General features: G+C 58.5%; 12 protein-coding genes. 5 read left to right on the forward strand and 7 right to left on the reverse strand.

Annotation, left to right across the window (positions count from 1 at the left end; all coding sequences use genetic code 11):
• The first annotated feature begins 153 nt into the window (after positions 1-153).
• Entirely contained in the window at positions 154-1326 is a 1173-nt protein-coding gene (locus ACKFRX_RS11300; protein ID WP_408921821.1) for a 2-polyprenylphenol hydroxylase, read from the forward strand.
• Here the strand turns inward: ACKFRX_RS11300 and ACKFRX_RS11305 are convergent.
• Entirely contained in the window at positions 1323-2138 is an 816-nt protein-coding gene (locus ACKFRX_RS11305) for a carbon-nitrogen hydrolase family protein (protein WP_408927885.1), read from the reverse strand. The two genes, ACKFRX_RS11300 and ACKFRX_RS11305, sit on opposite strands and share 4 nt — an antisense overlap.
• Before the next feature lie 91 nt (positions 2139-2229).
• On the opposite strand from ACKFRX_RS11305, the gene ACKFRX_RS11310 reads away from it, so the two are divergent.
• Both ACKFRX_RS11310 and ACKFRX_RS11315 read left to right on the forward strand, forming a co-directional pair.
• Positions 2230-2493 (forward strand): hypothetical protein, encoded by a 264-nt coding sequence (locus ACKFRX_RS11310; protein WP_150850551.1) that lies wholly within the window; start codon positions 2230-2232, stop codon positions 2491-2493.
• A complete protein-coding gene (locus tag ACKFRX_RS11315) occupies positions 2490-3656 on the forward strand; it encodes an alpha/beta hydrolase (RefSeq protein ID WP_408927886.1) in 1167 nt (388 codons plus the stop codon). Before ACKFRX_RS11310 ends, ACKFRX_RS11315 begins: the two co-directional genes overlap by 4 nt.
• Positions 3657-3673: 17 nt before the next feature.
• Here the strand turns inward: ACKFRX_RS11315 and ACKFRX_RS11320 are convergent, their stop codons facing one another.
• The 5 genes from ACKFRX_RS11320 to dnaK all read right to left on the reverse strand — a co-directional run bounded on the left by ACKFRX_RS11320 (position 3674) and on the right by dnaK (position 9769).
• Positions 3674-5194, reverse strand: a complete 1521-nt coding sequence (locus tag ACKFRX_RS11320) for an aldehyde dehydrogenase family protein (protein ID WP_408927887.1) — start codon at positions 5192-5194, stop codon at positions 3674-3676.
• A 244-nt stretch (positions 5195-5438) separates the two neighbouring features.
• A complete protein-coding gene (locus ACKFRX_RS11325) occupies positions 5439-5888 on the reverse strand; it encodes a heat shock protein transcriptional repressor HspR (protein ID WP_408927888.1) in 450 nt (149 codons plus the stop codon).
• A gap of 20 nt (positions 5889-5908) precedes the next feature.
• Positions 5909-7114, reverse strand: coding sequence for a molecular chaperone DnaJ (gene dnaJ, locus ACKFRX_RS11330; RefSeq protein WP_200435576.1), 1206 nt, complete (start codon positions 7112-7114; stop codon positions 5909-5911).
• A gap of 97 nt (positions 7115-7211) precedes the next feature.
• On the reverse strand, positions 7212-7919 hold the full coding sequence (gene grpE / locus ACKFRX_RS11335; protein ID WP_005329345.1) for a nucleotide exchange factor GrpE: 708 nt from the start codon (positions 7917-7919) through the stop codon (positions 7212-7214).
• Entirely contained in the window at positions 7919-9769 is a 1851-nt protein-coding gene (gene dnaK, locus ACKFRX_RS11340; protein WP_005325523.1) for a molecular chaperone DnaK, read from the reverse strand. The genes grpE and dnaK overlap by 1 nt, the downstream gene beginning before the upstream one ends.
• A 453-nt stretch (positions 9770-10222) precedes the next feature.
• Between dnaK and ACKFRX_RS11345 the strand changes: the two genes are divergently transcribed.
• The gene (locus tag ACKFRX_RS11345; protein WP_179387052.1) at positions 10223-10399 is read left to right on the forward strand and encodes a hypothetical protein; all 177 of its coding nucleotides are present in this window, start codon (positions 10223-10225) and stop codon (positions 10397-10399) included.
• A 150-nt stretch (positions 10400-10549) separates the two neighbouring features.
• Here the strand turns inward: ACKFRX_RS11345 and ACKFRX_RS11350 are convergent, their stop codons facing one another.
• Complete coding sequence (locus tag ACKFRX_RS11350) at positions 10550-11623, reverse strand: IS30 family transposase (RefSeq protein WP_234447260.1); 1074 nt, start codon at positions 11621-11623, stop codon at positions 10550-10552.
• Between the two features lie 625 nt (positions 11624-12248).
• On the opposite strand from ACKFRX_RS11350, the gene ACKFRX_RS11355 reads away from it, so the two are divergent.
• Positions 12249-13439: a histidine kinase gene (locus tag ACKFRX_RS11355; RefSeq protein ID WP_408924362.1), complete on the forward strand. Its 1191-nt coding sequence runs from the start codon at positions 12249-12251 to the stop codon at positions 13437-13439.
• The last annotated feature ends 201 nt before the right edge of the window (positions 13440-13640 follow it).

Consider the following 13640-nt stretch of genomic DNA (forward strand, 5'->3'; position numbering starts at 1 on the left):
TGACGGCTTGCCCCCGTTAGAGGGCAGACGGATAGAAAATACAATACCTGCCACCAAGTGAGCCACAACATAGGATCCCATTTTCACCCCCGCTACAGCTTTCAGTAGGTAGCTCGACCCCCGGTTGGGCGCTGACTATTAGGATGGTCAAACATGTGGGAATTGGGCGAGCATTTTCGAAATTACGCAGACGAGTACCGCGATGCGGTGCACGAGCATTTCTTTAACGCGGTACCTGAATCCCGGCAGATTTTTGCGCTGTCCATGCGCGATACCCATACTTCGATGGTGCCTGCGCTGGCATGGGTGATTGAGCATACGGAGCCTGGGGAGCCCCTGCTTGCCGACGTCTCCGCAAAGCTCACCCAGCTCGCCCGCGATCACCGTCGGCATGGGTTTCCGGCCGAAATCTATTCCCGCTTCGATGATGCCCTCGTAGCAGGCCTGCGGGTTTTGGCGCTGACGCAGTATCAATACAACTTTGCCTGTGACGTCATCCACCAGGTATGTACCACGATGGCCGGCGCCGCACGGGAGTCCGACGCCGCCGGCGAGGCACCGGCGCACTCGGCGCAAGTGGTGGCGGTGGATCACCCCACTCGCGAGACGTCCATCATCCGCGTGGAGGCTGGCTTGGCTGTGCCCTATCAACCGGGGCAGCACTTTCCGGTGACCACGCAGTACTTGCCGGGACAATGGCGGATGCTCACCCCTGCGCAGCCGAGCGACGGAACCGGCCAGGTGGTCTTTCATGTCTCCACCGCGGGCGAGGCTTCCCGATCCCTCGCGCACGCGCAGCCAGGAGACTGGTGGACCCTGGGCCAGCCCGCCGGCGGCATTAGCCTGCAGAACGCGGGCGCAAGAGAACTGGTCATCATTGCCTATGGCACCGGCTGGGCCACGGCCCGCTGCGCGGCGCTCGCCACGCTGGACGATGAAGACCGCGGCCGAGTACCACGCCTCTTTGCCGTGGCGGGCAGCCCCGGCGCCCACTATGACACCTACTTCCAGCAGAACCTGGCAGCGCTCGGCGTGCCGGTGCGCCGCATCGTGCGGGAAGAACAAGACCCGTGGCTGCTCAATGCCCGCGAATTGGCACCCGACGCCGACTATGTAGTCTCCGGGGAACCGACCGATGTAGTAGTCAACGAGGTGGAGTTATCCACAGGCACTCCCCCGCGCTTCTTACTCGTCGGACCGGCCGACGAGGTTGTGGAAGGTGCGGAAAGGTTGGTTCAAAGGGGCGTCGGCAAGCAGCAGATCGACGTCCTTAGCTGGGGCCGCGACGGGCGCTGGCAGCCGGAAGACTACGCGGCTCTGGCCTAGTCCACAGTGGCCACAACCGGCAGGGCGCGGCGGGTTTTCGCTACCTCATTCGGATCGATGTCGGCATAGAGGATGTCATCCTCGTAGCCGGCCTCGGCCATGCGCACGCCATTCGGATCAACGATGGTGGAATGGCCAATGCCCGTTGGTCCGGAAGGATTGCCCGCCTCTGCGCCACCGCCCGGACGCGATTGGCCGGCCGCGACGATATAGCTAGTGGAGTCCAAGGCACGCGCGGCCGTGAGCAGGCGCCACTGCTCCAGCTTTCCAGGGCCATCCGCCCAGCTCGTGGGTACTACAATGAGCTGCGCACCCTGGCTGGCCAGCTCCTTAAACTGCTCTGGGAAACGGATGTCATAGCAGGTGGCCACACCCACAATAAGGTCATCCACGTCGAAGGCTACGAGCGATTCGCCGGCCAAGACCGTATCCGATTCGCGGTAGTCAAAGGCATCATAGGTGTGGATCTTGTCGTAGCCGCCCAGCACGCCAGGACCTGCGATGAGCGCCGTATTGGTCACGCGATTAATGGTCTTGCCCTCGCGCTCCACGGTATCGGCCGGGCAGAACATGCCGGCGACGACGGTGACCTCGAGCTCCTCTGCGAGCGCTTGGATCGCCGTGGCGAACGGGCCTTCGAGCGTCTGCGCCTGCTCATCAAGGCGCCCGGAGCGGAAATTCTGCGCCGTGGCCTCCGGCAGCACGATTAGCCGCGCTCCGTTTCCGGCCGCCTCACGGATCTTGGCAAGGGCCAGTTCCTGGTTTTCGGTGATATTACCGGTGGACGTTAACTGCACTGCTGCTACCTTCATGCCTCCCAAAATAATGAAGCAGGGCGGAGTTATCCACAGGCTGCGCCTTTACCCCTAGCGCGGCGTTGTGTGGTCCTTCAGGCTTAGGGGCATGAGTTATGTAGAAATTCCCACGCACCTGCCCGATTACGTCCGCTCCCTCATGGCGCGCCCTCCGCTGCCACCGCCGACGGCCGCACTCGATACCGCCTGCCGCACCGCGGCCGCACTAGAGCGAGCCCGTGCCACTTGGTCCAGCGCCGTGGCCGCAACGGAGGACGCCACGGCCGAGCAATTGCGCTCCATTGCGGCCTTCCTCGACACTGCCGCCGGGGTGGATTCCCGCCTGGGCCAGGCATTGGGAGATGCACGATGACCCTATCCGTGGCTTTAAGAAATGGCGCCAGTACGTTGCACAGCGAACGCGCTGAACTGCGCTTTCGATTTATCGATGCACACCAGGATTGGCAAGACCTATCACTGGGAGGCCCCGCTGGTGACGCCGCCCGCACCAGTTTGGCAGGCTACACCGACTGGCTCGCACAACCCCTGCACCAGATGGAGCAGGTTGCCACCATCCTTGAACTCCACGCCAGCCTGCAGGCCCGCCGCGAGGAACTCGAGGACCGCATCATCGCATTCCTCGGCCAGGTGGATGAGCGCAGCGGGGTAGCTGCCAGCACGGCTGGGCTGTTGTTGAATCAGGTGCGGGCGCTGGGCGATTCCCTCGATTGGTTGTGCGCCCAAGAGATCGATGCGCTGTGTACACCTGCTGGGGTGGAACCACCCGCCCGGTTCGAGGATTTTTCCGATCTTCCGTTGGATGCAGTCCACGAAATCAACCTCGCCCAAGCCAGCGAGCACGTGTCTCAGCTAGCCGCGCAGAACCCAGATATGCGGGTGCTAGAAACTAGCGACGGACGGCTCGTAGCCATGGTGGACCCCGGCGGCTTTCGGACTACGCCGGCATCGCTTACCACCTTTGTGGAAGGAGTTCACTCCTCCGATCCAGAAACCTGGCAGCGCGCGGTAGACCGCGGTCGCAATCTAGCTAAGGCCAGCGGCGGACCGACGGTGGTGTGGTTGGGCTACCAGGCGCCATCCTCCCTGCCCCGTGCGGTTCACGCCACTCCCGCACGCACTGCCAGTCAAGAACTCGCCCGGTTTCAACGCTCGCTCGGTAGACGCTATCCGCAGGCCAAGCGGACCGTTGTGGGATACTCCTATGGTTCTGTTGTCACCGGGCACGCCGCACAGCAGGAAAGGATTGCTGATGACGTAGTGCTCGTCGGCAGCCCTGGCACCGGCGCTGACCATGCCTCAGAACTGCATGGCCGCATCTGGGCGGCCACCAACGCCAACGACCCCATCGCTATTACGACGGGGCCTCACGGCGGCATCCATGGCCCCGATCCCACCATTGATGCCTTTGGCGCCACTCCCCTTCCCGGCGCGGATGGCCTCCCTGGCGATCATGGCTCCTATTGGGAGGACCCACGGTTCTTGCGCGGCCTAGGCCAAGTGGCACGCGCGAACTAGTCCGAAGGGAACGGCCTTTAGAAGAGACCAGCCGGCTGATCCGAATAGGAGACCAACATATTCTTAGTCTCCTGGTAGTGGCCCAGCATCATCAAGTGGTTCTCACGGCCAAGGCCAGATTCCTTGTAGCCGCCAAAGGCGCTGTGCGCTGGGTAGTCGTGGTAGTGATTGACCCACACGCGGCCGGCCTGGATATCGCGGCCTGCGCGGTAGCAGATGTTTTGGCTGCGCGACCACACGCCGGCCCCAAGGCCGAAGTTGGTGGCGTTAGCGATTTCGATCGCCTCGTCATAGTCCTTGAACGTAGCTACGGAGAGCACCGGGCCAAAAATCTCTTCCTGGAAGATGCGCATGTCGTTATTTCCCTTAAACACGGTGGGCTCAATGTAGTAGCCCTTTTCCAGGCCTTCCACCTTGTTCACATGGCCGCCAACAAGAGTCTCCGCACCTTCTTGCGGACCAATCTCCAGGTACTGCTTGATCTTGTCCATCTGCTCTTGGGAGGCCTGCGCGCCCATCATGGTTTCCGTATCAAGCGGGTGTCCAATCTTAATCTTCTTGACGCGCTCAACGGCCAGTTCCAAGAACTTATCTGCAATCTCTTCGTGCACCAGCGCGCGCGATGGGCACGTGCAGACCTCGCCTTGGTTAAGGGCAAACATGACAAAGCCCTCCACGCACTTTTCCAGGTAGGAATCGTCTTCATCCATGATGTCTTTAAAGAAGATGGACGGAGATTTACCACCCAGCTCCAAAGTGACGGGGATGACCTTGTCAGCGGCAGCCTTGTTGATGATCTTTCCCACCGGGGTAGAGCCGGTGAAGGCAATTTTGGCAATGCGGTCCGAGCCGGATAGTGCCGCACCGGCTTCATCACCTAGGCCATTGACGATATTGAGCACGCCATCAGGAAGAAGATCACCGATGATATCGATGAGCAACAGGATGGATGCTGGGGTTTGCTCAGCCGGCTTCATAACAATGCAGTTACCTGCAGCCAGTGCGGGCGCGATCTTCCAAGCGGCCATGAGCAACGGGAAATTCCACGGGATAATCTGGCCTACGACGCCGAGCGGCTCATGGTAGTGATAGGCCACGGTATCCTGGTTGAGCTGGGACAGGCGGCCCTCCTGGGCGCGGATGGCGCCAGCGAAGTAGCGGAAGTGATCCACGGCCAGCGGAATATCAGCGGCCAGAGTTTCACGTACGGCCTTGCCGTTCTCCCAAGTTTCCGCGACCGCAATCTTTTCCAGGTTTTCCTCGATGCGGTCCGCAATGCGGTGCAGGAGCAACGCACGCTCGGCCGGGGTGGTTTTACCGAAGGTTTCGAAGGCCTTTTCCGCGGCATCAATAGCCAAGTTGATATCGGCTTCTTTGCCGCGAGCTACCTGGCAAAATACCTCGCCGTTTACCGGACTGATGTTGTCCATGTATTCACCATCGACGGGCGCCACCCATTGGCCGCCGATGTAGTTGTCATAGCGTTCGCGGTAGTCAACGATGGAGCCTTCGGTTCCGGGGGCTGCATACAGGGTCATGGTGCGTGTCCTTTCCTAGAGAAAATTACAGGTGAAGGTGTTGTACCACACTATTTCCTATGTATGTGTTGTGCGTCACCTGCTTGCTAGTCATCCTAACTCTAAACTTTGCAATGCGCACTGATTACGGTTACCCCCTTTGCAAAAATTCACATGGCGCCGCGAGTACGCGAGTAGAAGAAAACCCCGCAGCCAGCGGGAAAGCTGGCTGCGGGGTTGGGTGTACTCGTCTGCAGAGCGAGAGTTAGTCTTGGCCGTATACACGACCGCGGGAGCGCTTTCGCTCACGCGCGGTGCGTGGGCTCCACATCACCACGGAGGTAGACCGTGGGACATGGACAAGCTCACCACTGCGCTGCGGGCGACGTCCAGCGGCCTCCTCGCGCAGGGTCCGGACCTCTTCAGCTAAAGCGTCGCGCTCGGCCTCGAGTCGATCGCGTTCCTCGGTCAACTCGATGATGGACTTGATGCCGGCAAGGTTGACGCCATCGTCTTGGGACAGCGCCTGAATCTTGCGCAGCAGCTCGATGTCCCGGTCGGAGTAGCGGCGGCCACCGCCACGAGTGCGGGCTGGGGAAACCAAGCCCATGCGGTCATAGGTGCGCAGGGTTTGGGCATGCATTCCGGAGAGTTCCGCAGCTACGGAGATGACGTAGACCGCGGTGCCGGAATCTTCTGCCTTTCCAGTGCTCATTTTTTAACACACCTCCTGCCTTAAGCATTCTCGGCGCCGGCCCAACCCGCACGCGGGTTGAAACCGGAGTCCTTTTCCGCCTGAGCATAGGTGCGCAGTGCGCTAGAGGCGGCGGCATCGAGCTTGGTAGGCACGGTAACCTGCACGGTAACCAGTAGATCACCGGAGTTGCCACCGCGCTTGGCGATGCCCCTTCCGCGCACCCGCAGCGTGCGTCCATCCGGCGTGCCAGCGGGGATCTTCACGCGCACCGGGTTATCCAAAGTTGGAACCGCGATGGTATCGCCCAAGGCCAGCTCGGTGAAGGAAACCGGAACGGTGACGTGGAGGTCATCGCCCTCGCGAGTAAAGACCTTATCCGGCTTTACAGTCACCGCTACGAAGAGGTCACCGGCTGGAGTGCCGTTGGGACCTGCTTCGCCTTGTCCGGCGAGGCGTACCTTTTGGCCATCAATAACACCGGCCGGGATGCGAACGGTGATATTGCGGGTGCGGTGAACCGTGCCGGTGCCGTGGCAATCCTTGCACGGATCCGTGATGCGCCGGCCGGTGCCATCGCAGTCCTTACACGGGGCAGAGAAACCGAAAGCGCCGCGGTTTTCCGAGGTAAAACCGGTACCGCTGCAGGTGCCACAGGTAGAGGTCTTGCCGGAAGCGGAACCCGAGCCGTGGCACGTGGTGCACGGCGCATTGCCGCTGAGTGCCAGGGGAATGGTGGTTCCCTTAGCGGCCTCGCGGAAGTCGAGGGTTATTTCCGTTTCGACGTCGGCCCCCCGCGACGGTTTAGCTGAGTGGCCAGCACTACCGCCGCGGTTGAAAACGCTACCGAAGATATCCCCAACACCGCCGCCTTGAGCCGATCCTCCAGCGGATCCTCCGAAGAGGTCCGAGAGGTCGAATTCTTGCGCACCTTGTCCACCCATGCGCGTGGATCGAAACCCGCCGGGAAATCCGGCGCCTCCCATCCGTCCAAAGCCGCCTCCATTGCGGAGCATGGCCTTGAACTGGTCGTATTCCTTGCGCTCGGCGGCGTCGGAAAGCACGTCGTAGGCTTCCGCAACCTTTTTGAACCTTTCCGCTGCCGCGGGGTCGTCCGGGTGGGTATCGGGGTGGTTTTCGCGCGCTAGCTTGCGGTAAGCACGCTTAATCTCGTTCTGGTCTGCGGACGAGGAGACCCCCAGATCCGCATAATAGTCTTTGTCTGCCCATTCGGGTTTGGCGCTCACTGGGCATCTCCTCCTTTCAAAGAGAATCGATATAAATTAAGTAAAAGGGCGCCGCGGGAAGGTCACTAGTCAATTCCCAGGGCGCCCTTTAGGTTATTTACTCGGAATCTTCCGAGCTGCCGGACTCATCGCTGGGGTCCGCGATGATGACCATGGCATTGCGCACGAGCCTGTCGCCTACGCGGTAGCCCTTCCGCAGCACGGTACCAAGCACCTGCTCATCGCCGGAGGACAAGTCCTGCACGGCTTCGTGGACCTCCGGGTCGAAGGCATCGCCTTCCTCACCAAAGGCAGCGAGGTCGTGCTTTTCCAGCGTGCTGTAGAACTTATCCGCAAATGCCTTGAGCGGGCCTTCCAAGTCGCCGTGTTCACGAGCCAGTTCCAGGTCATCAAGGACAGGCAGCATATCTGCGATGACCTTGGCCTTGGCGGTCTCGATTACGGCCTGGCGGTCGCGCTCGGTGCGGCGGCGGTAGTTGGTGTATTCCGCATTCAGACGCTGCAGGTCTTCCGTGCGTTCTGCCAACTGTGCTTCCACATCGCTGGCGCCGGTGCCTGCGGGCTCCTCACCCGCTGCTTCGGCTTCTACCTCATCAGCGTTGACATCTGCCAGCGCTTCTTCGAGGTCAGCATCGAGGGTGGGATCCAGCTCGGCTTCTTCGGTGGCGTCAGCCTGCGCTTCCTGCGCAGCCTGGGCCTCCTCGGCCTGCTCGGCAGCAGCCTCAGCGCGGTCAGCCGAGGTAGCCTCCGGATCCGTGTTTTCCGGGTCGCCTGGGTTGTGCGGCATTCCGCTGTCCTGAGTCATTACTTGTTGCCATCCTTGTTCTCGTCCTCGTCAACGACCTCAGCGTCGACGACGTTCGGGTCACCCTGCGCAGCGCCTGCATCGGCAGCGCCCTCAGCGCCGGCCTCAGCAGCCTGTGCCTCGTAGATCTGCTTGCCCATCTCCTGGGATTCGGTGGACAGCTTCTCCACTGCGGACTTGATGGCCTCGAGGTCATCGCCCTTCAGAGCCTCATCAACGGCGTCAGCAGCCTCGGTGACCTTGGTCTTAACATCCTCGGATACCTTGTCTGCGTTGTCATCCAAGAACTTGCGGGTTTGGTAGGAGGTGGACTCTGCGTTATTGCGCAGCTCCTGCTCCTCGCGGCGCTTCTTGTCCTCTTCGGCGTGCTGCTCAGCATCCTTGACCATGCGGTCGATTTCTTCTTGGGACAGGCCGGAACCATCCTGAATCTTGATGGTGTTTTCCTTGCCGGTGCCCTTGTCCTTTGCGGTCACGTGGACGATGCCGTTGGCATCGATATCGAAGGTGACCTCAATCTGCGGAACACCGCGCGGTGCCGGAGCAATACCGCCGAGCTCGAAGGAGCCGAGCAGCTTATTAGCAGTAGCCATCTCGCGCTCGCCCTGGAAGACCTGAATCTGTACGGAAGGCTGGTTGTCTTCCGCGGTGGTGAAGGTCTCGGACTTCTTGGTCGGGATGGTGGTGTTGCGCTCGATGAGCTTGGTCATCACGCCACCCTTGGTCTCAATGCCGAGGGACAGCGGGGTGACGTCGAGAAGCAGCACGTCCTTAACCTCGCCGCGCAGCACGCCTGCCTGCAGGGCAGCGCCGACTGCAACAACCTCGTCCGGGTTGACGCCCTTGTTGGCATCCTTGCCGGTCAGTTCCTTAACCAGGTCAGATACGGCCGGCATACGGGTGGAGCCACCAACGAGAACAACGTGGTCGATATCGCCGACAGAAAGGTCAGCGTCCTTGATGACCTGGTTGAACGGAGCCTTGGTGCGGTCCAGCAGATCCTGGGTGATCTTCTGGAACTCGGTGCGGGTCAGGGTCTCATCCAAGAACAGCGGGTTCTTATCGGAGTCGACGGTGATGTACGGCAGGTTGATGTTGGCCTGCTGGGAGGAGGACAGCTCAATCTTGGCCTTCTCTGCAGCCTCGCGCAGACGCTGTACGGCGCGCTTATCCTTGGTCAGGTCAACGCCCTGGGAGGTCTTGAAGCGGTCTACCAGCCAGTCGACGATGCGCTGATCCCAGTCATCGCCACCCAGCTCGTTATCGCCGGCGGTGGCCATAACCTCGACGACGCCATCGCCGATTTCCAGCAAGGAGACGTCGAAGGTGCCGCCACCCAGGTCAAATACTAGGATGGTCTGCTCCTGCTCGCCCTTTTCCAGGCCATAAGCCAAAGCAGCTGCGGTTGGCTCGTTAACGATACGGAGCACGTTCAGGCCTGCAATCTGGCCAGCTTCCTTGGTGGCCTGGCGCTGTGCGTCCTCGAAGTATGCAGGAACGGTAATAACGGCGTCAGTAACATCCTCACCGAGGTAAGCCTCTGCGTCGCGCTTCAGCTTCATCAGCGTGCGAGCGGAAATCTCCTGGGAGGTGTAATCCTTATCATCAATGTTGATCTTCCAGTCGGTGCCGATGTGGCGCTTGACGGAGCGAATGGTGCGGTCAACATTGGTTACCGCCTGGTTCTTAGCGGACTGGCCGACCAGGATTTCGCCGTTCTTTGCAAAAGCAACGACGGAAGGCGTGGTGCGGGAGCCCTCGGAGTTAGCGATAACGGTGGACTCGCCACCTTCCAGTACGGAAACGACAGAGTTCGTCGTACCCAGGTCAATACCTACTGCGCGTCCCATGATTTCTTCTCCTTTTATCTTGGGGTAATTAATAAAGTTGACTGTCAGTGACTCAACTTCTCGTTGCGTCCGAGCGCTACTGTAACAGAACTTCTACGCCCGGTCACACAACCTTGAGTCCGTGTCACTCAATCTCTACAACAGGTAGCCTATAAAAGTTATTCCCCGCGACTCAACTTTACTTGTAAAACTTTTCTTTATGCAGCTCAGCGCCGCTCTTGTCGACGCCCACCCCCTACCCTCCACACAATCACCCCCTTCACCCAACACTGCCCCATACCCAAACGGAGATCCTTAAATAACCCTAAGAGGATCCAAAAGTCACCTCAGAAAGGATCCAAAAGAGGATTGGCAGCCCGCCCCCGCTACCGCATACTAGGAATTACAGCAGTTAAGAGCTGCTACCCCAGAGAGAGATTGTAGTTTTACTCCGCCGATCCGAAAGGAATGTATATGTTCGATACCCTCGCAGACCTCAGCTCCGCCATCGACTTCGAGGCACTCATCAAGGGCATCAAGGGCCTCATCGAGGCTTCCTCCGAGTCCAACACCGACTCCGAGGGCCTGTCCTCCGTATTCGAGGGCCTGTCCTCCAAGGATGACGCAGAGGCTGCTGCAGAAGCTAAGTAATTAGCCTTCTGTACTCCTTCATGAAGACCAGCTAAACCCCCTCACCTTCTTCCTCCGCCCGGAACCCACCACAAGGAACCGCGCACGAAGGTGCGGGGGTTTCGCTGTTTTCAATCGCTGGGCGGATTCTAGTGGTCGTGGAAACACTTCCTATGTTTCGGTTGAGTTTATCAGTGCTGCCATTTTCTCGGCTGGTGTTTGAAAGCCCAGGGTTTTGCGGGGGCGGCGGTTGAGTTGCATGGCGACGAATTCTAGGTCCGCTGCACTGTGGAGGCTTAGGTCTGTTCCTTTGGGGAAGTACTGCCTAAGTAGTCCGTTGGTGTTTTCATTGGTGCCCCGCTGCCACGGCGAGCCAGGATCGCAGAAGAACACGGGACAGTTTGTCGCTACAGAAAAGGCCTTATGGCAGGCCATTTCACTTCCCTGGTCCCAGGTAAGTGAGCCTTTGAGATGATCTGGCAAGCCAGCGATCGCTTTAGTAAGTGCTGCATTTACTTCGGTAGCATTATGCCCATTAGGTAGATGCAGCAAGATGACATAGCGCGTGGTTCGTTCTACGAGAGTCCCAATTGCAGACTTATTGCCCGCGCCTAAAATGAGGTCGCCTTCCCAATGACCTGGTACGGCTCGGTCGTCTACTTCTGCTGGCCGGTCGGAAATCATCACTATAGGGTCAACAAACCGCTTGCGGGCGCTGCGCGTGCCACGAGGTCGACGTTGGGCGTGACCGCGACGCAGTGCAGCAGCGATTTCTTTTTTCAACTCGCCTTTAGCCTGGAAATACAGAGATTGATAAATCGTTTCAGGACACACGTACATAGTCTCATCACCGGGGTAGCAACTGCGCAACCGCCCAGAAATCTGCTCTGGCGAGTACCTGTCTTTCACCATTTCCCAAACCACCTCACGCAAGCGTGGATTGGTATCAATCTTGCGCTTTTTCGGTCTAAACCTACGCAACACCGATTTACGGTGCGCATACGTGGGAAGATATACCCCAAACTCATCCCGGTTGCGTTTAAGTTCCTTGCTGATAGTTCCAGCAGAGCGCTGAAGACGCCGAGCTATCTCACGTACGCCTTTGCCTTGCCGGTCAAGATCAAAGATGAGCTCGCGCTCTTCTATCGATAGATAGCGCGAAGAAATACGCCTATCGATACGCTGTTGTGAAATAACCTGGACTGGAACTGCTTGGCGACCATCAACGTACTCGAGTACCTGCATAAGCCTGTTATACAGCGCCACATCCGGGCCATCCGGGACAAAAGGCACACGCCCGGTGGAAAGCTTAATGACGCCTTTGTCTATATCAGCAGCATTACGCGGATGAATGCCACAGGCTAAAGCGGCATCTTTGCGTCCTAAAGCATTTACACGCAGTTGCAGATAACTACACCGGCGAGTTGTTGCCGCAGCTTTGCGGCCGTACGGATTGCGTTTCCACAAACCAAGCTCAATACCGATTCGATATACCGGAGTAGAGCCTATAGAAAGCTGGCGCGCAATATCCATTGGTGCCACACCTTCAAGCCACAGGCGAGCTATTGCCTGACTGTCAGCCGAGCTAATACGCCTGCGGCGCTTGCGCGGCAAGTCCAACTCACCAGCAAGCCGATAAGCCACCGACCGCGGTAAACCAACCACACCAGCAGCCGCCCGTATTGAACTACCAGCCCGAACCAACGACGCAAACCGCGCCACGACAACAGAATCCGGAACCCATTTCGACTCCACACAATCACCCAACCCATGTCAGGTGTTTCCACGACCGCTAGAAATCAAGCTGTTTCACGTTCGCTGTACCTACACTAGGGAGATAAAACCCATTGAGCCTTAGCATCCAGGAAGCGTGGACCGTACCGTGTCGAAACCTTCACAGCTGCCCCTTCACCAACGCATCCGCGCGGCCATGACCTTGCAGCGAACAGCCGCTTTAACTGCGGTGATTTGCGTGGCGCTGACATTACTTGGCGCATTCTTCACGCCCACTGAACGTCAGCTATCTGCCGCCATCTTTGGCGTAATACTGACTGTTATTACGACATTGGCATTCCGTCACCCGCTCGTGATGTCTGTGCTTTTTGTGACGGTGTGGATGAGCTCTACATTCGCTGCAGGCACTCCTTACCTCTGCTACATCTTCTTAACTCCAATCTTCATCGCCGTCATCGCTTACCACGGGAAAAATTGGCAGACTTTTGCAGTAGGCGCCGTCTTTTGGGCTGCTGGTCTTATCGATCCCAGCAGTGCGAGGATCAGCGTTAATCCTGCGGCCGCTTTTGCTTGGGCAATGTTCATTAGCGTCGGTGCAGTTATTGGAGCCACTTTCGCCCATTCTGCACAGCGATACAAAACAGCCATGGTCGAGTGGAACGCCGACGTCCAACGAAGACAGTCAGACCTCGCCGAAACTCTGCACAACTCCGTGGTTTCGAGCCTTACTGTCAACACAATGCAGCTGGAGGCTTTAAGCCTCGAATATTCCAAAGATCCGGAGCTCACTAAACGCCTAGATGAGCTTAGCGATTCCATGCGCTCTTCCATGTCGGAAGTGCGTGCGCTAACTAAGGTTCTACGGAACAATATCGAGGGCATTAACGACGGAATGAGCTTTGGCTCCACCACGAAGCCTGATAGTTTTGCCCAGCTTCTTTCTCAGGAAGAATCTCGACTCTCCAAACTCAATCGGAAGCCAATTATGGACGTAGGCGCCGAAGATTTCGCGCCGCATTTCCCTCCGGAGACGCTGGATTCCATCGCTGCCATCACTACCGAAGCCTGCCTGAATGCAGTGAAGTATTCCCCACCAGGAGCAGAAATTATGATTTCGGTGCGACCTCACCTCGGATGGACCGTTATAACGATTAGCAATCCAGTATCGAAGCCCACGAGCACCAATGCTGACATGTCTTCGGGTATCGGCATGGCCTCGATGTCACGAATTGCTGCAACAATTGACGCACGCGTCGATACGAAGCTTGAGCGCAATCAGTGGGAACTTACCCTGTCGCTCCCGCCCTCCGCCCAAAAGGCTAGTTAGTTTCGACACGTCGCCTAGCAAACCTAAAGGCCGTGCACTAAGCTATCGCTTGTTTCTGACTAAAACAGACTTTTTAAAGGATCCCGCATATGCAGGCCGCACTTGCTAGCTTTTTCGCTCCAATCTTGTTGTCTTCCTCCCTTCTGGGAGGACTAGCCCCAGGTGATCTTTCCCCCACTACTGAATATCAGTCGCCGGTAG

Origin of the sequence: Corynebacterium tuberculostearicum (assembly GCF_046097465.1) — a bacterium.
GTDB classification, from domain to species: domain Bacteria; phylum Actinomycetota; class Actinomycetes; order Mycobacteriales; family Mycobacteriaceae; genus Corynebacterium; species Corynebacterium tuberculostearicum_I.

Coding starts and splice junctions, on each gene's coding strand:
- ACKFRX_RS11300 (WP_408921821.1), top strand. CDS start 154: ATGTGGGAATTGGGCGAGCATTTTCGAAATTACGCAGACGAGTACCGC.
- ACKFRX_RS11305 (WP_408927885.1), bottom strand. CDS start 2,138: ATGAAGGTAGCAGCAGTGCAGTTAACGTCCACCGGTAATATCACCGAA.
- ACKFRX_RS11310 (WP_150850551.1), top strand. CDS start 2,230: ATGAGTTATGTAGAAATTCCCACGCACCTGCCCGATTACGTCCGCTCC.
- ACKFRX_RS11315 (WP_408927886.1), top strand. CDS start 2,490: ATGACCCTATCCGTGGCTTTAAGAAATGGCGCCAGTACGTTGCACAGC.
- ACKFRX_RS11320 (WP_408927887.1), bottom strand. CDS start 5,194: ATGACCCTGTATGCAGCCCCCGGAACCGAAGGCTCCATCGTTGACTAC.
- ACKFRX_RS11325 (WP_408927888.1), bottom strand. CDS start 5,888: ATGAGCACTGGAAAGGCAGAAGATTCCGGCACCGCGGTCTACGTCATC.
- grpE (WP_005329345.1), bottom strand. CDS start 7,919: ATGACTCAGGACAGCGGAATGCCGCACAACCCAGGCGACCCGGAAAAC.
- dnaK (WP_005325523.1), bottom strand. CDS start 9,769: ATGGGACGCGCAGTAGGTATTGACCTGGGTACGACGAACTCTGTCGTT.
- ACKFRX_RS11345 (WP_179387052.1), top strand. CDS start 10,223: ATGTTCGATACCCTCGCAGACCTCAGCTCCGCCATCGACTTCGAGGCA.
- ACKFRX_RS11350 (WP_234447260.1), bottom strand. CDS start 11,623: ATGCAGGTACTCGAGTACGTTGATGGTCGCCAAGCAGTTCCAGTCCAG.